Raw genomic sequence first — 16,326 nt, 5'->3', positions numbered from 1 at the left:
CGCTTCACCTTAAGAACTGACACTTGCGGCGTCTCCTTCAGCGGGGACGGCATTGCGCCCCGGCACCTTTCCCCTGCATGATCGCGGGAGCTCTTGGGGGAAAAGACCATGCGATCCGTCGTCGTCACCGGCGCGTCCACCGGCATCGGCTGGGCCATTGCGAAATTTCTGGTCGGGCGCGGCTACCGTGTTTTCGGCAGCGTCCGCAAGCAGGCCGATGCGGATCGGCTCATGGGTGAATTCGGTACGAACTTCACGCCGCTGCTGTTCGACGTCACCGACGAAGCGGCGGTCCTCGCCGCTGCGCGAAAAGTCCGCGAGGCTCTGGGCGGCGAGACGCTGGCCGGTCTCGTCAACAACGCCGGTGTCGCGGTCGCCGGTCCCGTGCTCGAGCTGTCGGCCGATGATTTTCGGCGCCAGATGGACATCAACGTCATCGGCCCCGTCATCGCGACGCAGGCGTTCGGGCCTCTGCTCGGCGCCGATCCGTCGCTGAAGGGGCCCAAGGGACGGATCGTGATGATCAGCTCGGTCGCGGGCAAGAACGGTAATCCGTTGTTGGGGCCATACTGCACCTCCAAGCATGCCATCGAAGGCCTGTCGGAGAGCTTGCGCCGCGAATTGATGCTGTTTGGCATCGACGTCATCATCGTCGCCCCCGGCGCTGTCAAGACGCCGATCTGGGGCAAGGCCGAGCAGATCGATCTGTCAGTTTACCAGAACTCGCCTTATCTGCCGGCGCTGAACAAGGTCATGGCGTTCATGATGAAGCTCGGCGAGACCGGGCTGCCGGCCGAGCGGATCGCCGAGGTCGTTTTCGAGGCGCTCACCGCCGAGAGGCCCAAGGTTCGCTACCAGATCACGCCGGACCGGATGCGGCATTTGATGACGGCCACGCTGCCCAAGCGTGTGGTCGACCGCATCATCGCCAAGCGGCTCGGGCTGCTGCCGCAGGGCTGAGCCTCTGAGGTGAGACCATTGCCAGACAGGTGATCGATTTCCGATCGTGGGAGCGTCTTGAGATGCCGGCTTATGTGATTTTCGACGTCGAGATCAGGGACTTGCAGCAGTACCAAAGCTTTATGTTGGGCGTGAAGCCCGCCCTGGAGGCCGCTGGAGCCAGATATCTGGCGCGAGGGGGCGCCCACAAGGTCTACGAGGGAGACTGGCAGCCCCGCAGGATCGTTCTGCTGGAATTCCCATCCGTCGCAGCCTGGGAGGCGTTCTACACAGGCGCGACCTATCAGGGACTCAAGGCGGTTCGGGACGCTTGCAGTTCTGCCCGCCTGGTCAGCGTCGAGGGCCTCGACTAGACGGCAAGTCGGTTCTGCACTGCGGGATTGCTCTGGCGGGACGAATTGGGCGCGGAGACCGATGGGCTTCCGCTAACATTAAGCGAAGGTCGGATCGCGACACGCGTTGCTTGTCCGTGACCGTTCAATTACAGTTTTATGACACGGTGCAGGCCTTCCGGCTGCGCCGAACGCCGCAGGCCCGGTCAGCCGGCTCGGCATCGCCTTGCCGGACCAGCAGTTGCGTGTCGTCAATGGCGTCCGCGCCCAATCCAGGTCCTTCTGCCACGACCGCCGTGCTGGCGAGCGTCGCCGCGCTCGGTATCTGGCGGCTGCTCGCGGTTGCAGCGCCACATCTCGCAGCGCTCGTCCTGATGTACGAGACCGAGACGGATTTCGGCGCACGCCTCTCCTTCGTGCTGGCCTGGGGCATCCTCAACTTCTTCTGGATCGCGCTGCTGCGGCGGCCGGCGCTCTCGAGTGCGCTGTCGCTGACCATGGTCGTTGTGCTGGTGCTGCTGTCGCGGTTGAAGCACGACGTCGTGCAGATGACGGTCAACTTCATCGACCTGATGATGATCGACCGCGACACGGTCGCGTTCCTGTTCACGATCTTTCCGAATTTGCGCTGGTCGGTGATCGGGGCCGGGCTCGTCACGCTACCGCTGATGTATGCGCTGTGGTGGCTCGACCCATTCCGCATCCGTAGGCTGCCGGCGCTTGCCTGCAAGCTCGCCTGCCTTGCCGCGCTGGTCGGCTATTCGCTCTATCATCCGGACGAGGCCTGGCGCGGCTATTACGACGACGGCTACCTCTCGAAGTTCTTCCGCTCCGGCGTCAGCGCGGTCTCCGACTTCGCGCAATACGGCTTCATGGAGTCGGCTGCTTCGACCAACGAACGGCTCAACATGCCGCTGGTCGATGCCTGCCATCCCGCCGGCCGGCGGCCGAACATCATCATGGTCCATGATGAATCGAGCTTCGACATCCGCGCCGCGCAGGGCATCAAGGTGCCGGCCGGCTACGGCAGCCATTTCAAATCCTGGGACGGCAAGGAGCGCTCGTTTCTGGCCGAGAGCAACGGCGGGCCGAGCTGGTTCACCGAATACAACGTGTTCGCGGGGTTGTCGTCGCGCTCGTTCGGCCGCTTCGCCTATTTCGTGACGCGCATCGCAACAGGCCGTGTCGAGCGCGGCCTGCCGCTGGCGCTGCGCCGCTGCGGCTACGACACGATGTCGCTCTACCCCGCCAATGGCGGCTTCATGGCCGCGCGCAGCTTTCAGATGACGACCGGCATCGAACGCTTCCTCGACTCCAAGGATCTCGGCGCCAAGGATGTCGAGCCGGATAGCTTCTTCTACGACAAGGCGCTCCGGCTGATGGGCGAGCGAACGCCGAACAAGCCGCTGTTCACCTTCATCTATCTCGGCGCCAATCATTTCCCCTGGGAAACGCGCTTCCGCCCGGACCTGCTGCCGAACTGGCGCGCACCGGGCAATGTGCCGTCCATCGACGAATATCTGCGCCGGCAGGCGATGAGCGCCGAGCAATACAAGGCTTTCCTCGCGGGCCTGAAGAAGAAATTTCCGGGCGAACCCTTCCTGATCGTGCGCTATGGCGATCATCAGCCCGAGTTTGCGCCTGCTATCCTCGAGCCCGGGCTCGACGAGGGTGCAATCGGCAAAAAACTCGACGCCTACGACCCACGTCTCTACGCGACCTACTACGCGATCGACGCCGTCAATTTCGAGCCGGTGAAGAGCGAGGCCGTGATGGACACGGTCGATGGCCCATATCTGCCGCTGGTCATCCAGGAAGCCGCCGGCATCCCGCTCGATCCGTCCTTCGCCGAGCAGAAGGAAATCATGCTCCGCTGCAAGGGCATATTCTACGGCTGTAAAGACGGGGCCGAAGCGCGCCGGCTGAATCGGCTGCTGATCGATGCGGGGACGATCCGCGGGTTGTAGCGTCCCTCCAACGTCGTCGGATGAATGGCACGGCCTACCGCCCACCCACCTTCTCCCACAACCACCTCGCCACCGCATCCGGCGACGAATTCGCATCATTGCCGGCGGCGCGTAAATTGGCTTCGCGCATGGTCGCGATGTCGATCTTGCCGAGCAGGGGTTTCAGCGCGGCCCGCAGCCGCTCGTCACCGGCGCGTTTCGGAGCCAGCAGCAGGATGGCATCGTAGGGCGGGATCGCATGCCTGGGATCGTCGAGCGCAACCAGATCGTATTTTGCGATCAGCCCGTCGCTGGTGTAGCCCGCGATGACATCGACCTCACCGCTGGCGACCGCCGCATACATGAAGTCCGGCTGCATCTGGCGCTGGGCGCGGAACGAGAGGCCATAGGCCTTTTGCAGCGCCGCCCATTCGGGTCGCGAGAAGAACTCATAGTCGCCGGCGATCGACAGGGTCGAAGCATGCGCGGCGAGATCGGCGATGGTGCGGATGCCAAGCGCCTCCGCCCGCTTCTTCGGGATCACCAGCGCATAGGCGTTCTCGAAGCCGAGCTCGCCGAGCAGGGTGATGTTCTCCTTCGCAAGCGTCGTCTGCAGCTCCGCCAAGAGCTCCGCGCGCGGCTTGATGTCCATGCGGCGAAGCTGATTGGCCCAGAGTGTGCCGGAATAATCGACATAGAGATCGATATCGCCGGCCTTCAACGCCTCGAAGATCACGCTCGAGCCGAGACCGGATCGTGCGACGGCGGCAAGACCGGCCGCCTGCAGCCGGTCCCGCATCAGCGCCGACAGCACATACTGCTCGGCAAACGTCTTGGCGCCCACGACATAGCTTTGTGACGAGCGCCCCATCGTCGGCACCAATGTTGCGGCGACCAGTGCCGCGATCCCGGCAGCGCCAAGCGCCGCACGCCCGCGGCTGCGCCAGCGCAGGCCGCTCTCGATCAGGCCGAGCAGTTGATCCACGGCGAGCGCCAGCAGGGCAGAGGCAAAGCAGCCGAACAGCACGAACACCCAATTCTGGGTCTGGAGCCCGGCAAAGATGTAATTGCCGAGGCTGGTCTGCCCGATCGGGGTCGATAGCGTCGCAGTGCCGATCACCCACACTGCGGCGGTACGGATTCCCGCCATCATCACCGGAAGGGCGAGCGGCAGTTCGACCATCACCAGCGACTGCCGTGCGGTCATTCCGACGCCCTTGGCAGCCTCGATCAGCGCGGGATCGATGCCGTTGAGGCCGGTGATGCCGTTGCGCAGCACCGGCAGCATCGAATAGAGCGCCAGTGCCAGCATCGCCGGCAGGAAGCCGAAGGCGGAGAACGAGACGCCGAACCAGGCCAGCGTCACGGAGGCCGCGAGCAGCAGGAGGGGATAGAACAGCGCGAGCAGCGCCAGCCCGGGCACCGTCTGTACGATGCTGGCGAGCGCGAGCAGCACAGCGCGCGGCGTGGGACGGTTGCGCGTCAGGATCGCCAGCGGCAGGCTGACGATCAGGCCGAGCGCAAGTGCGGCGAGACTTACCCGCACGTGGTTGCCGAGATAGTCGGGCAAATGCCCCAGCGCCTCGCCCCAGCGCGGATCGGTGAAAAGGCTCATGCCGCACCGCCCTGTGGCAGCAGCGCGTTCAATCGTTCGACCTGGCGTCGCGGCGTCCGCAGCAGCTCCAGCACGTAGGCGTCGCTGCTTTTCGAGAGCTCCACTGGCGTGCCCTGCGCCAGCAGCTTCCCGCTGCGCATCACCGCGATGCGGTCGGCGAGCAGGATCGCTTCCGTCATATCGTGGGTGATCATCACGGTGGTCAGGCCGAGCTTGCGGTGCAGCTCGCGAAAATCCTCGCCGAGTGCATCGCGGGTGAGCGGATCGAGCGCGCCGAAGGGCTCGTCCATCAGCACGATCCGGGGCCTTGCCGCAAGCGCCCGCGCCACGCCGACACGCTGGCGCTGGCCGCCCGAGAGCGCGTCCGGCAACCGCCCGCGATGCGCGGCCCGGTCGAGCTGCACGAGCTCGAGCAACTCATCGACCCGCGTTGCAATATCCGCCGCCGGGATGCCGAGCAGCTTCGGCGTGATCCCGATATTGTCGGCGACGCTCAGATGCGGGAACAGCCCGCCGCTCTGGAAGACGTAGCCGATGCGGCGCCGCAGCGCGACCGGATCGACGGACTGCACGTCGTCACCCTCGACCGTGATCGTGCCCCCATCCGCCTCGATCAGGCGGTTGGCGAGCCGCAGCAGCGTCGTCTTGCCCGATCCCGAGCCGCCGACGACGGCCACGAACTCGCCTTCGGCGATGTCGAGTGACACATCGTCCACTGCCTTGAGCGCGCCGAAGCTCTTGGTGACGTGGGCATAGCCGATCATCGGCCTGGACGACATCGGGCGGGGCTCACTGCGCTGACCCGCCCAAGGAGGGAGGGGGAAGGAAGGGGATGACAACGTCCATGCATACCACGCTTGGCGGCTTGATTGAACTTGGCCGCGCGAGCGGCTAAGGCATCGGGCCAAGTTCGGAGGGAACACATGATAACGCCTACGGCAGTGGCGCTGGAAGATGCCAAGGTCGCGTTCCAACTGGGGGACGGGCGGGTCTATACGGCGGTGGAGAAGGCGCATCTGACGGTCGCGCAGGGCGAGTTCGTCGCCATCGTCGGCCCGACCGGCTGCGGGAAATCGACGCTGCTCAACGTCGCGGCCGGGCTGCTGAAGCCGGCTGCCGGGAGCGTGAGGATATTCGACCAGCCGCTTGCCGGGCTGAATCGGGATGCCGGTTATCTGTTCCAGGCCGATGCGCTGTTCCCCTGGAAGACCGCGCTCGACAACGTCGCGATCGGGCTCGAAGTTAGCGGCACGCCCCGCAGCGAGGCGCTGCCGCGGGTGCAGAAATGGCTAACCTCGGTCGGCTTGGGCGCCTTCGCCAACCGCTATCCGCACATGCTCTCGGGCGGCCAGCGCAAGCGCGTGGCGCTGGCGCAGGTGCTGATCCGCGATCCAAAGATCCTGCTGATGGACGAGCCGTTCGGGCCGCTGGACGCACAGACCCGGCAGGTGATGGGCAATCTGCTGCTCGACCTCTGGAACGCCGATCGCAAGGCCGTGCTGTTCGTCACCCATGATCTGGAAGAGGCGATCGCGCTCGCCGACCGCGTCGTGATCATGTCGGCGGGCCCGTCCTCCCGCATCATCGGCGACTGGCGCGTGAGCCTGCCACGCCCGCGCGACATTTTTGAAGTGCGGCTGGACAAGGAGTTCCATGCACTTCATCGCGAGATCTGGAGCGTGCTCAAGGACGAGGTCATGAAGGGCTATGCGCAGTCCACGCAAGCGGCGGAGGCGGTCTGATGTCGCGGGTGACGCTGCTTTCGTTGCAAGTGCTGGTCGCGGTGGTCTGCCTCGCGCTGTGGCAATTGCTGTCGACCGTGCCCGTGTTCGGCAAGATCCTGCTGCCGCCGTTCTTCTTCTCCAACCCGGTCGACGTCTTCGCCCAGATCGTCAAATGGTTCTCGTCCGGTGTGATCTGGAAGCATCTCGGCATCACGCTGACGGAATCGATCCTGGCCTTCGTGATCGGATCGGCCGGCGGCGTGCTGATCGGCTTCTGGTTCGCGCGCCAGCCGCTGGTCGCGGCGGTGTTCGATCCCTACGTCAAGATGGTCAACGCACTGCCGCGTGTGGTGCTGGCGCCGATTTTCGCGCTGTGGCTTGGGCTGGGCATCTGGTCCAAGGTCGCGCTTGGCGTGACGTTGGTGTTCTTCATCGTGTTCTTCAACGTCTATCAGGGCGTCAAGGAGGTCAGCCGCACCGTGCTCGATAACGGTCGCATGCTCGGCATGAGCGAGCGGCAGCTGATGCAGCACGTCTATTGGCCCTCGGCGCTGTCGTGGATGTTTTCCTCGCTGCACACATCCGTGGGCTTTGCCGTGGTCGGTGCGGTCGTCGGCGAATATCTGGGATCGGCGGCGGGGCTCGGCTATCTGATCCAGCAGGCGGAAGGCATATTCGACGTCGCCGGCGTGTTCGCCGGCATGTTCGTGCTGTCGGCGTTCGTCATCCTGATCGACTTTGGCGTCACATTGGTGGAGCGGAGGCTGCTGGTCTGGCGCCCGACCGTGGACGGGCGCGGCTAGGCCGCAAGGGGTTCGCGCGCCGCGCGAGCCCCGGACCGCGAAAGATCAATCCAGCAACTTGGTGTCGTCGGGCGCCTGCGGCGGCGTCTTGATCGCGATGGCCTTGAGCTGTCCGCTGATCGGCTTGGTGCCGCCATGCGGCGTTCCCTTCGGGATGATGACGAGGTCGCCCGGCTTCACCATGACTTCCTTGTCGCCGAACCAGATCGTCCCGGTCCCGTCCAGGATATACTGGATCTCGTTGGTGTTGGGATGCATGTGCTTGGGCACATTGCCGACCTGGATCGAGATGGTGGCGCCGTCGGCGCTTGCGAACATCTTGGAACGGAAGCCGACGGCGTTGGTGTTCCCGAGCGCGTCGCCCTCCATCTCGCCGGTGTGGATGATCTGCGGCGTGATGTTCTCCGCGGCCAGCGCCGGCCGCAGCAGGTGGGTTGCGCCGCATCCGGCGGCAAAAGCCGTGGCGATCGACAGCCCGATTGCAAGGCGATTCATGGATGATCCTCCCCATCAAGAATTGTTCTTGTGGGCTCATGCTATTGCGCCGAAAGGCCGATGGCCAGCGCCTTCGGTCCTGCTTCTCAAGCCAGTCCGGCTGCTCTATGGTGCCGCCAGCCGAACGGAGGAAACCAATGAAGAACACGATAGCCAGGCTCGCGGGCGCGTTGATCGCGCTGACGCTCACCACCGGTCTTGCCGCGGCGCAAAGCAAGGTCACGATCGCGATCGGCGGCGGCTCCTGCCTGTGCTATTTGCCGACGGTGCTGGCCAAGCAGCTCGGCGAATACGACAAGGCGGGTCTCAACGTCGAGCTCGTGGACCTCAAGGGCGGCTCGGATGCGCTCAAGGCCGTGCTCGGCGGCAGCGCCGACGTGGTTTCCGGCTATTTCGACCATTGCGTCAACCTCGCAGCCAAGAAGCAGGAGCTACAGGCGTTCGTCGTCTATGACCGCTATCCCGGCCTCGTGCTGGTGGTCTCGCCGTCGCACACGAACGAGATCAAGTCGATCAAGGATCTCGCCGGCAAGAAGGTCGGCGTCAGCGCGCCCGGCTCTTCCACGGACTTCTTCCTCAAATATATGCTCAAGAAGAATGGCGTCGATCCCGCCAGCACCGCCGTGATCGGCGTCGGCCTCGGCGCCACCGCAGTCGCCGCGATGGAGCAGGGCCAGATCGACGCGGCCGTGATGCTCGATCCGTCGGTGACCGTGCTCCAGGGCAGCCACAAGGATCTGCGCATCCTCTCGGACACCCGCACCCAGAAGGACACGCTCGAGACGTTCGGGGGCGAATATCCGGGCGGCGCGCTGTACTCAACCGCGGCCTGGGTTGCCGGCCACGAGAAGGAGACGCAGGCGCTGACCAACGCGATCCTGGGCACGCTCGCCTGGATCCACTCGCACTCGCCCGAGGAGATCATGGCGAAGATGCCGGAGGAGACGGTCGGCAAGAACAAGGACCTCTATCTCGCGGCACTCAAGAACACGATCCCGATGTACTCCGAGACCGGCAAGATGGATCCGAAGGGCGCCGACGCTGTGCTCGCGGTGTTCAGCGTCGGCTCGCCGGAGGTCGCCAGCGCCAAGATCGACGTCAGCAAGACCTTTACCAACAAATACGTCGAGCAAGCCAAGAAGACCACGGGAAGCGTCAAATAACTGACGCGAAGGCGTGGTCATCAGGCGTCATGACATCACCCATCATTCATCGGGTCACGACGCTTGAACTTGCCGTCCGGCCGATCGTCTGGGCATTCGCGGAGGAGCGGCGCGCCGAGATCGCCGCGCATTTCGCCGAGAAGCAGCGTGAGCGACCAAAGCTCTGGAACGGCCGCGTCCTGCTCGGGCTCGATGCAAGGTTCGCCGACGGCCATCTCTCTGCGACCTATTTCGAGACCGATTTCGCCAGCTTCCTCGCGTGGCGCGATTGGGGCTTTCCCGACAAGGCGGTGTTCAACGGTTTTGGCATGGGCGCGCTGCGCACCTCCGACGGCGCCTTCGTCATGGGCGAGATGGCGCAGCACACCGCCAATGCGGGCCGGATCTATTTCCCGTCGGGCACGCCCGACCTCGACGACGTCAGGGGCGACACGCTGGACATTCCCGGCAGCGTGATCCGCGAACTCGGGGAAGAGACCGGCCTGACCGCGGCCGATTATCTGGTCGAGCCGGACTGGCACTGCGTCGTCACCGGCCCAACGATTGCGATGTTGCAAATTATCAACCTGGACATGCCGGGCGATGTGGCGCGTGCGCGGATCGAAGCCAATCTGGCGGGCGAGGCCGAGCCAGAGCTCTCGGCAATCCATCTCGTGCGCGGGATAAGTGATCTCACGCCGTCCATGCCGCGATTTGTCACGGCCTTCGTCGAGCAGCAGTTCGCGTCGCGCTGATGCGCGAGGCTTGACATCGCTGCGCCCAGCCCATGTGATGGGCAGAAATATAAAACCAAAAAGAATGCAATGCACAATCGTCCAGGGAGGTTTTGATGCGCGTGCGCAGGGCTGCCCGTTTGGTACGTGGGCTGTTGGTCGCGATATCGGCCACGGGCTTGATGGCTTCGGCCGAGGCCCAAGAGAAGGCTCAAGAGAAGAAGATCAAGATCGGCGTCGTGTTCGACCTGACCGGACCGCTCGCAGGCGGCGGGTCCGAGCTCAATTATGTCGGCGCAAAGATCATCCTCGACCATTTCGCCAAGACCGGCGTCGAGGGTTACAAGATCGAGGCGGTCTATGCCGATGCCCAGAGCAAGCCCGACATCGCCATCAACGAATCCGTCCGCCTGCTCGAGCAGGAAAAGGTCGACATGGTGCTCGGCTTCTTCTCCTCGGCGCAATGCGTGCCGGTCGCGGCCCGCGTCGAGCAGCTCAAGAAGTTCATGTGGATGACGACCTGCATCTCTTCGGCCGTGTTCAACGAGAAGGGTTACAAATACGTCTTCCGCCCGCAGGCGAGCGGCGACCAGTTCGGCATGATGACGATGGATTTCATCGCGCAGAACGCCAAGGCGAAGTTCGACAAGGAGCCGAAGGATCTGCGCGTCGCCATCATTCACGAGGACGGCGCCTATGGTGTCGACGTGTCCAGGGGCAACGAGGCCGGCGCGAAGAAGGCGGGCTTCAACGTCGTGATGAAGGAGGGCTATTCAGCCACCGCGCCTGACCTCTCCGCGCTGGTGACCAAGTTGAAGCGCGCCAAGCCCGACGTCATTTTCCACACCGGCTACAACCCTGATATCACGCTGTTGCTGCGTCAGGCGCGCGAACAGGGGCTGAAGTTCGGCGCGCTGATGGGGCACGGCGCGGGTTACGGCGTCTATGAGAAGCTGAAGGAAGGCATGGGGGCGGATGCCACCTACATCTTCAACACCGACCCGATTTCGATCTGGCTTGCCAACCAGAAGACTATGGATCCAAAGCTCCCGCCCGTGATCAAGATGGTCGGCGAGGAGTTCGACAAGATCCGCCCCGGCGTCGCCATCCGCTCGGCGCATGTCGGCATCGGTGCGTCCAACACGTATGTGTTCATGAATGACGTCCTGCCGCGCGCCATCAAGATATATGGCGGGGTCGATCCGGATGCGCTGCGCAAGGCTGCGCTCGATACCGATATCCCCGAGGGCGGCACCATGCTCGGCTTCGGCGTCAAGTTTTACGGCGAGGGCACGCCGATGGCCGGGCAGAACGAGCGCTCGTTCCCGGTCGTGATCCAATATATCGACGACAAGTCCTCCGTGGTGTGGCCCAAGAGCCAGGCGCAGCGCGAGGCCGTGCTGCCGCTGCCGAAGGGCACCACCTACAGCAACCAGTAGCGCAAATGCGCGCAGAGAGGAGAGCGGGACGGTGCTGGAAGTCAGCGGGCTGGTGAAGCGGTTTGGTGGCTTCACCGCCGTCAACAATGTGTCGTTCAAAGTCGAGCAGGGCGAGATCCTCGGCCTGATCGGCCCCAACGGCTCGGGCAAGAGCACGATCTTCAATATGCTCTCGGGTACGCTGGCGCCGACGTCCGGTTCGATCCTGTTCGACGGCTCCGAAATCGCAGGCCTTCCGCCGCACCGGATCATCAACAGTGGCATCGGCCGCACCTTCCAGATCCCGCGACCATTCCGTCGCTTGACGATCTTCGAGAACGTCGCGCTCGCCGGATTCTACGGCCAGGGCCGCCACAGCCGTGCCAGGGCCGAGGAGGCGGCCGAGCGATCGCTGGCGATGGTCGGCTTGCCGACCGATCGCCATGCCAGTGTCGATGGCCTCGGCGCAGCCGGCCTGAAAAAGCTCGAACTGGCGAAAGCGCTCGCCACCGCGCCGAAACTTCTGCTGGCCGATGAGAGCCTCGGCGGCCTCGACGAGGCCGAGATGGGTCAGGCGGCCGACATGCTGCGCAACATCCGCGACGAGCTCGGCATCACCATCATCTGGGTCGAGCACATCATGGGCGTTTTGATGCGGGTCGTCGATCGCGTGATGGTGCTCGATCACGGCGAGAAGATCTCGGAAGGTTTGCCGAGTGCCGTTGCCGGCGATCCACGCGTCATCGAGGTCTATCTCGGCACCGATGCCGAGACGACGCAGGCCGCGGCCGCCGCAGCGCGCCGCCGCGCGGGAGGGTAGCCGATGCTGGAGCTCCGCGGCGTCAATGCCGGCTATGGCACGTTCCAGGCGCTGTTCGACGTCGATCTCGACGTGAAGGCGGGTGAGGCTGTCGGCGTCATCGGGCCCAACGGGGCCGGCAAGACCACCTTGATGCGGGTCATCTCCGGGCTGATCCGCCCCTCGCGTGGGTCGATCAGAATGGAAGCCGTCGACGTGGTGGCCACGCCGCCGCACAAGATCGTCAGCCTCGGGATCGCGCATGTGCCGGAGAACCGGCGGCTGTTTCCACAGCTCTCGGTCGACGACAATCTCAAGATGGGGGCCTTCATGAAGGAGGCGCGCGGTCACTACGCCGAACGGCTGGAGGTGGTGTTCGACCTGTTTCCGCGGCTGAAGGAGCGCCGCCACCAGATGGCCGGCACCATGTCCGGCGGCGAGCAGCAGATGTGCGCGATCGGTCGCGCGCTGATGTCGAATCCAAAGCTGCTGCTGCTCGACGAGCCGTCGGCGGGGCTCGCGCCGGTCGTGGTGCAGCAGGTGTTCGAGCTGGTGAAGCGGATCCGCGCCAGCGGGCTGACCGTGCTGATCGTCGAGCAGAATGTGCAGCAGGTGCTGCGGGTGGTCGATCGCGCCTATCTGATCGAGGCGGGCTCGATCAGGTCCTCGGGCACCTCGGCCGAGATGCTGGCGAGCGACACGGTCAAGGAAGCGTATCTCGGGGTGTGAGGTTCATCGGGGCATGCAAGCATTTCTGGACATTTTCGACATCTACCTGCTGGAGGCCGTGATCAACGGCATCCTGCTCGGCGGCGTGCTGGCGCTGCTCGCGCTCGGGCTCAATTTGATCTTCGGCGTCATCGACGTGACCTGGATCTGCTACGCAGAGCTGGTGATGATCGGCATGTACGCGATGTATTTCCTGGTGCAGTATTACGGCATCAGCTATTTCCTCGCCGCGCCGCTCACCATCCTGCTGGTCGCGGTGCTCGGCGCGGCGCTGCATTACCTGGTGATCGCGCCGCTCCTCACTGCGCCGCCGATCAACCAGTTGCTTGCGACCGGCGGCGTGCTGTTCGTGCTGCAGAGCTTTGCGACTGTTGCCTTCGGCATCGACTTCCGCAACCTCGGCATCCGCCTGCCGGTGCTCGCCTTCGGCGACATGAACTTCAGCTACGCACGACTTCTGTCCTTCCTGGCCGCGCTGGTCGGCATGGTCGCGGTCTATCTCTTCATGACGCGGACCTTCACCGGCACCGCGATCCGGGCGATCTCGCAGGACCGGCAGATCATGGCGCTGATGGGCGTCGACACCAAGCGGATCTATCTCATCACCTCTGCGATCGGCGGTGGGCTGGCCGGGCTGGCCGCCTGCCTCCTTGTGCTCCAATATGACGTGCATCCCTTCGTCGGCCTGTCGTTCGGGCCGATCACCTTCCTGATCTGCGTGCTCGGCGGTTTGGGCAATTTCATCGGCGGCTTCATCGCCGCCTTCGTGTTCGCCGAGATCATCTCACTCGGCGGCCTGTTCTCCGATCTCGAATGGGGCTATGTGCTCGCCTTCGCCTTCTTCATCGTCATGATGTTCATCCGGCCCGCGGGCCTGCTCGCGAGGCGCCGATGATGGGGCGGGGACGGCTTGCAGCTTGGGTGGTGGGGTTGGCGGCGCTGGTCGCGCTGCCTTTCGTCTATCGCGACCCCTATCATCTGCACATCCTGGTGCTGATCCTGATCTGGTCGTTCGCCTATACGTCCTGGTCGATGATGGGGCGGTTCGGCCTCGTCTCGCTCGGCCATGGCGGGTTCATGGGAATCGGCGCCTATGTCACCGCGCTACTCTGGAATCACCTGGGATGGTCGCCCTGGATCGGAATCCCCATCGGCATGGTCGCGGCCGGCGCGCTGGCGCTGATCGTCGGCTATCCCTGTTTCCGCTTCCGCATTACCGGGCACTATTTCGTGCTGGTGACGCTCGCGCTCTCCGGCATCGTGCTCCAGGTCATCACGGCGACGCGCGACTACACCGGCGGCTCGCTCGGCTACACGCCGAACCGGGCCGCGGGCAACAAGCTCTGGGCGCTGCAATTCGACGACAAGATCACCTGGTACCTGATCGCGCTCGGGGTCTGGCTGTTCGGCATCGTGGTCTGGCACTGGGTCGACCGCAGCATGGCCCGCTACGCGCTGGAGGCGATCTCGGAGGACGAGGACGCCGCGGCCGCGGCCGGCGTCGACGTCACCGCGGAGAAGCTGAAGATCACGCTGCTCAGCGCGTTGATGACGGCCTTGGCCGGCGCGATCTACTGCCAGTACCAGATGTTCATCACGCCCGACACCGTCAGCGGCATCGCGGTGTCGCTCCAGATGGTGTTCGCAGCCATCGTCGGCGGCCTGTTCGTCTCGCTCGGCCCGACCTTCGGCGCTGTCATCACGATTATGCTGGCCGAGACCCTGCGCATCGGTTTTGGCACCAAGGCGGTCGGCTGGGACAATCTCGTCTACGGCGTGCTGCTGGTGCTTTTCATCATATTCCTTCCGAAGGGCATCCTTGGTAGCTTGCTCGACCGATTGAAGCCGCAACGCAAGGTGCCCCGCGCTCATGAGCAAGAAGCCGTCCAAATCGCTCGCCCAGGAACTTGACCGCTACATCACGCCGTTCCGGTACGATGGTTCGGGCAAGTTTCATCTCAAGGACCACAAGACCGACGAGAAGGGCGACCTCGACAAGGAGAAGGCCCAGGAGATTCTCGATGCCAACATGAAGCGGCTGATCGCGTTTCAGGAGAAGCTCTACGCCCAGGATCGCTGGTCCGTGCTGATCGTGTTTCAGGCGATGGACGCCGGCGGCAAGGATTCTGCGATCAAGGCGATCTTCGAGGGCATCAATCCGCAGGGCTGCGCAGTCAGTGCCTTCAAGGCGCCGAGCAGCAAGGAGCTCGACCACGATTTCCTCTGGCGCCACGCCGTCGCGCTGCCGGAGCGCGGCCATATCGGCATCTTCAACCGCTCCCATTACGAGGAGTGCCTGGTGACGCGCGTGCATCCGGAGATCCTCGTCAAGGAGAAGCTGCCGCCAAAGCTCGTCACCAAGAGTATCTGGAAGGAGCGGTTCGAGGACATCTCTGCGTGGGAGCGCTATCTCTCACGCAACGGCACCGTGGTGCTGAAGTTCTTCCTCAATCTGTCCAAGGACGAGCAGCGCGAGCGCTTCCTCGATCGGCTGGAGGATCCGTCCAAGCAGTGGAAGTTCTCCATGGACGATATCAAGGAGCGCGCGCTGTGGCCGCGCTACCAGGCGGTCTATCAGGACATCGTACGGCACACGGCCACGCCTCATGCGCCGTGGTATGTCGTGCCGGCCGACCACAAATGGTTCGCCCGCGTCGTGATCGGGTCGGCCATCGTCGCGGCGCTGGAAAAGCTCGATCTGCGCTTCCCCCGCGCCGACAAGGCCTCGCTGGGCGAATTCGACGAGGTGCGCAAGGCGCTGGAGAAGGAGGAGAAGGCGGACAAGAAACAAAAAACGCGAAAACAACCCCATGCACAGTAGCCGGGGATAGCGAAATCAATGACTTGGAGGTCAGCGTTAGCGCTTGCGGATTTAGCGAAATCGTTTGACTCGTCGGGCAAAACAGGGGCATGATGTCATCGTCCCCAAATTTTCTCAGGACCCGCGGGCCACCGTAGCAGACGCGTTCTACATCTGCGGGAAGGGCAGTCTTGTAACTCGTCCACTTCTCGTGTTTCGACAGCGGCGAATCCGTCGCGCTGGAATGGAACGCGCCCTCAAATGTGATTTGCGCGCCATTGATCTTGCTTGACAGTCTTGCGTCACGGGAGGACCATCCCATGGTCGCAAACAAGCGACGCGCAACGTCCACATCAAGAGCAAGGGGAGGTCTATGACACCACCTCCGCAGAACCAGCCGCGTTAAGTGCGATGGAGCTCGTTCGGACTATCGCATAGCGGCAGAAACGCGAACGGCACGCCGGGCCAAGGTCTAGTGGGCTGCATCAGTGTGGCATAGCCCCTACCTGCCCGGCGCTGTACTCTGCATCACATCGATTGCATCACAGCGATCACGTCGGATGGCCGTGACAAGGCCGCCGCGCTTTTGACATCCTGCTTCTCTCCTCCTCCTCATCGCGTCATTCCGGGCCGACTCCCGGAATGACGCAGGGCGATCGCATATCAGGGCGATCGCACATGACGTCTCAGCGGCGCCTGAGCGAGCGCCTCGTCCTTCAAGACGACCGCTTCGCGGCCTCCTCAGGATGAGGCTCAGCTGCATCCAGCTGCATTGAAATGCAGCCGCGTACTCATCCCTCATCCTGAGGGTCCGCCGCAAGCGGGCGTC

General features: G+C 63.9%; 16 protein-coding genes. 13 read left to right on the top strand and 3 right to left on the bottom strand.

Features of this window, described 5'->3' with window-relative positions:
- Nucleotides 1–108 precede the first annotated feature (108 nt).
- The 3 genes from AC0L2J_RS22410 to AC0L2J_RS22400 all read left to right on the top strand — a co-directional run bounded on the left by AC0L2J_RS22410 (nucleotide 109) and on the right by AC0L2J_RS22400 (nucleotide 3,259).
- Nucleotides 109–960 (top strand): SDR family oxidoreductase, encoded by an 852-nt coding sequence (locus AC0L2J_RS22410; RefSeq protein WP_473394440.1) that lies wholly within the window; start codon nucleotides 109–111, stop codon nucleotides 958–960.
- Between the two features lie 62 nt (nucleotides 961–1,022).
- The gene (locus AC0L2J_RS22405) at nucleotides 1,023–1,313 is read left to right on the top strand and encodes a DUF1330 domain-containing protein (protein WP_018454346.1); all 291 of its coding nucleotides are present in this window, start codon (nucleotides 1,023–1,025) and stop codon (nucleotides 1,311–1,313) included.
- A 233-nt stretch (nucleotides 1,314–1,546) separates the two neighbouring features.
- Nucleotides 1,547–3,259: a sulfatase-like hydrolase/transferase gene (locus AC0L2J_RS22400; protein ID WP_473394436.1), complete on the top strand. Its 1,713-nt coding sequence runs from the start codon at nucleotides 1,547–1,549 to the stop codon at nucleotides 3,257–3,259.
- Nucleotides 3,260–3,293: 34 nt separating this feature from the next.
- On the opposite strand, the gene AC0L2J_RS22395 is transcribed toward AC0L2J_RS22400, so the two are convergent.
- Entirely contained in the window at nucleotides 3,294–4,853 is a 1,560-nt protein-coding gene (locus tag AC0L2J_RS22395; RefSeq protein WP_473394432.1) for a glycine betaine ABC transporter substrate-binding protein, read from the bottom strand.
- On the bottom strand, nucleotides 4,850–5,632 hold the full coding sequence (locus AC0L2J_RS22390) for an ATP-binding cassette domain-containing protein (RefSeq protein WP_473250138.1): 783 nt from the start codon (nucleotides 5,630–5,632) through the stop codon (nucleotides 4,850–4,852). The genes AC0L2J_RS22395 and AC0L2J_RS22390 overlap by 4 nt, the downstream gene beginning before the upstream one ends.
- Before the next feature lie 144 nt (nucleotides 5,633–5,776).
- Between AC0L2J_RS22390 and AC0L2J_RS22385 the strand changes: the two genes are divergently transcribed.
- Both AC0L2J_RS22385 and AC0L2J_RS22380 read left to right on the top strand, forming a co-directional pair.
- Nucleotides 5,777–6,595 carry an ABC transporter ATP-binding protein gene (locus AC0L2J_RS22385; RefSeq protein ID WP_473394428.1) on the top strand — a complete coding sequence of 273 codons (819 nt, stop codon included), beginning with the start codon at nucleotides 5,777–5,779 and terminating at the stop codon, nucleotides 6,593–6,595.
- Nucleotides 6,595–7,380 carry an ABC transporter permease gene (locus tag AC0L2J_RS22380; protein ID WP_007613304.1) on the top strand — a complete coding sequence of 262 codons (786 nt, stop codon included), beginning with the start codon at nucleotides 6,595–6,597 and terminating at the stop codon, nucleotides 7,378–7,380. The genes AC0L2J_RS22385 and AC0L2J_RS22380 overlap by 1 nt, the downstream gene beginning before the upstream one ends.
- 45 nt (nucleotides 7,381–7,425) lie before the next feature.
- On the opposite strand, the gene AC0L2J_RS22375 is transcribed toward AC0L2J_RS22380, so the two are convergent.
- Nucleotides 7,426–7,875, bottom strand: a complete 450-nt coding sequence (locus AC0L2J_RS22375; RefSeq protein WP_473394425.1) for a cupin domain-containing protein — start codon at nucleotides 7,873–7,875, stop codon at nucleotides 7,426–7,428.
- A 137-nt stretch (nucleotides 7,876–8,012) separates the two neighbouring features.
- Here AC0L2J_RS22375 and AC0L2J_RS22370 point away from each other — a divergent pair, with 137 nt between their 5' ends.
- From AC0L2J_RS22370 to AC0L2J_RS22335, 8 genes are all read left to right on the top strand, one after another.
- Complete coding sequence (locus tag AC0L2J_RS22370) at nucleotides 8,013–9,038, top strand: ABC transporter substrate-binding protein (RefSeq protein WP_007613301.1); 1,026 nt, start codon at nucleotides 8,013–8,015, stop codon at nucleotides 9,036–9,038.
- 29 nt (nucleotides 9,039–9,067) lie between these two features.
- Nucleotides 9,068–9,772, top strand: a complete 705-nt coding sequence (locus tag AC0L2J_RS22365) for an NUDIX hydrolase (protein ID WP_473394422.1) — start codon at nucleotides 9,068–9,070, stop codon at nucleotides 9,770–9,772.
- Nucleotides 9,773–9,867: 95 nt separating this feature from the next.
- Nucleotides 9,868–11,190: an ABC transporter substrate-binding protein gene (locus AC0L2J_RS22360; RefSeq protein WP_473394418.1), complete on the top strand. Its 1,323-nt coding sequence runs from the start codon at nucleotides 9,868–9,870 to the stop codon at nucleotides 11,188–11,190.
- A gap of 31 nt (nucleotides 11,191–11,221) precedes the next feature.
- The gene (locus AC0L2J_RS22355) at nucleotides 11,222–11,989 is read left to right on the top strand and encodes an ABC transporter ATP-binding protein (RefSeq protein WP_473394415.1); all 768 of its coding nucleotides are present in this window, start codon (nucleotides 11,222–11,224) and stop codon (nucleotides 11,987–11,989) included.
- A 3-nt stretch (nucleotides 11,990–11,992) separates the two neighbouring features.
- Nucleotides 11,993–12,697, top strand: a complete 705-nt coding sequence (locus AC0L2J_RS22350; RefSeq protein ID WP_473394412.1) for an ABC transporter ATP-binding protein — start codon at nucleotides 11,993–11,995, stop codon at nucleotides 12,695–12,697.
- Nucleotides 12,698–12,710: 13 nt separating this feature from the next.
- Nucleotides 12,711–13,592, top strand: a complete 882-nt coding sequence (locus AC0L2J_RS22345) for a branched-chain amino acid ABC transporter permease (RefSeq protein WP_007613294.1) — start codon at nucleotides 12,711–12,713, stop codon at nucleotides 13,590–13,592.
- Entirely contained in the window at nucleotides 13,589–14,608 is a 1,020-nt protein-coding gene (locus AC0L2J_RS22340) for a branched-chain amino acid ABC transporter permease (RefSeq protein WP_473250144.1), read from the top strand. The genes AC0L2J_RS22345 and AC0L2J_RS22340 overlap by 4 nt, the downstream gene beginning before the upstream one ends.
- A complete protein-coding gene (locus AC0L2J_RS22335; protein ID WP_007613291.1) occupies nucleotides 14,568–15,518 on the top strand; it encodes a polyphosphate kinase 2 family protein in 951 nt (316 codons plus the stop codon). Before AC0L2J_RS22340 ends, AC0L2J_RS22335 begins: the two co-directional genes overlap by 41 nt.
- The last annotated feature ends 808 nt before the right edge of the window (nucleotides 15,519–16,326 follow it).

This window comes from Bradyrhizobium sp. MV1.5 (assembly GCF_055807615.1).
Note: the sequence above shows the minus strand (reverse complement) of the source record. Positions and strands in the feature narration are given on the sequence as shown.

What these genes read in the sequence shown, in the direction of transcription:
- AC0L2J_RS22335 (WP_007613291.1), top strand. Translation starts at nt 14,568, where the DNA reads ATGAGCAAGAAGCCGTCCAAATCGCTCGCCCAGGAACTTGACCGCTAC.
- AC0L2J_RS22395 (WP_473394432.1), bottom strand. Translation starts at nt 4,853, where the DNA reads ATGAGCCTTTTCACCGATCCGCGCTGGGGCGAGGCGCTGGGGCATTTG.
- AC0L2J_RS22360 (WP_473394418.1), top strand. Translation starts at nt 9,868, where the DNA reads ATGCGCGTGCGCAGGGCTGCCCGTTTGGTACGTGGGCTGTTGGTCGCG.
- AC0L2J_RS22410 (WP_473394440.1), top strand. Translation starts at nt 109, where the DNA reads ATGCGATCCGTCGTCGTCACCGGCGCGTCCACCGGCATCGGCTGGGCC.
- AC0L2J_RS22365 (WP_473394422.1), top strand. Translation starts at nt 9,068, where the DNA reads ATGACATCACCCATCATTCATCGGGTCACGACGCTTGAACTTGCCGTC.
- AC0L2J_RS22380 (WP_007613304.1), top strand. Translation starts at nt 6,595, where the DNA reads ATGTCGCGGGTGACGCTGCTTTCGTTGCAAGTGCTGGTCGCGGTGGTC.
- AC0L2J_RS22405 (WP_018454346.1), top strand. Translation starts at nt 1,023, where the DNA reads ATGCCGGCTTATGTGATTTTCGACGTCGAGATCAGGGACTTGCAGCAG.
- AC0L2J_RS22370 (WP_007613301.1), top strand. Translation starts at nt 8,013, where the DNA reads ATGAAGAACACGATAGCCAGGCTCGCGGGCGCGTTGATCGCGCTGACG.
- AC0L2J_RS22340 (WP_473250144.1), top strand. Translation starts at nt 13,589, where the DNA reads ATGATGGGGCGGGGACGGCTTGCAGCTTGGGTGGTGGGGTTGGCGGCG.
- AC0L2J_RS22400 (WP_473394436.1), top strand. Translation starts at nt 1,547, where the DNA reads ATGGCGTCCGCGCCCAATCCAGGTCCTTCTGCCACGACCGCCGTGCTG.
- AC0L2J_RS22375 (WP_473394425.1), bottom strand. Translation starts at nt 7,875, where the DNA reads ATGAATCGCCTTGCAATCGGGCTGTCGATCGCCACGGCTTTTGCCGCC.
- AC0L2J_RS22385 (WP_473394428.1), top strand. Translation starts at nt 5,777, where the DNA reads ATGATAACGCCTACGGCAGTGGCGCTGGAAGATGCCAAGGTCGCGTTC.
- AC0L2J_RS22390 (WP_473250138.1), bottom strand. Translation starts at nt 5,632, where the DNA reads ATGTCGTCCAGGCCGATGATCGGCTATGCCCACGTCACCAAGAGCTTC.
- AC0L2J_RS22345 (WP_007613294.1), top strand. Translation starts at nt 12,711, where the DNA reads ATGCAAGCATTTCTGGACATTTTCGACATCTACCTGCTGGAGGCCGTG.
- AC0L2J_RS22350 (WP_473394412.1), top strand. Translation starts at nt 11,993, where the DNA reads ATGCTGGAGCTCCGCGGCGTCAATGCCGGCTATGGCACGTTCCAGGCG.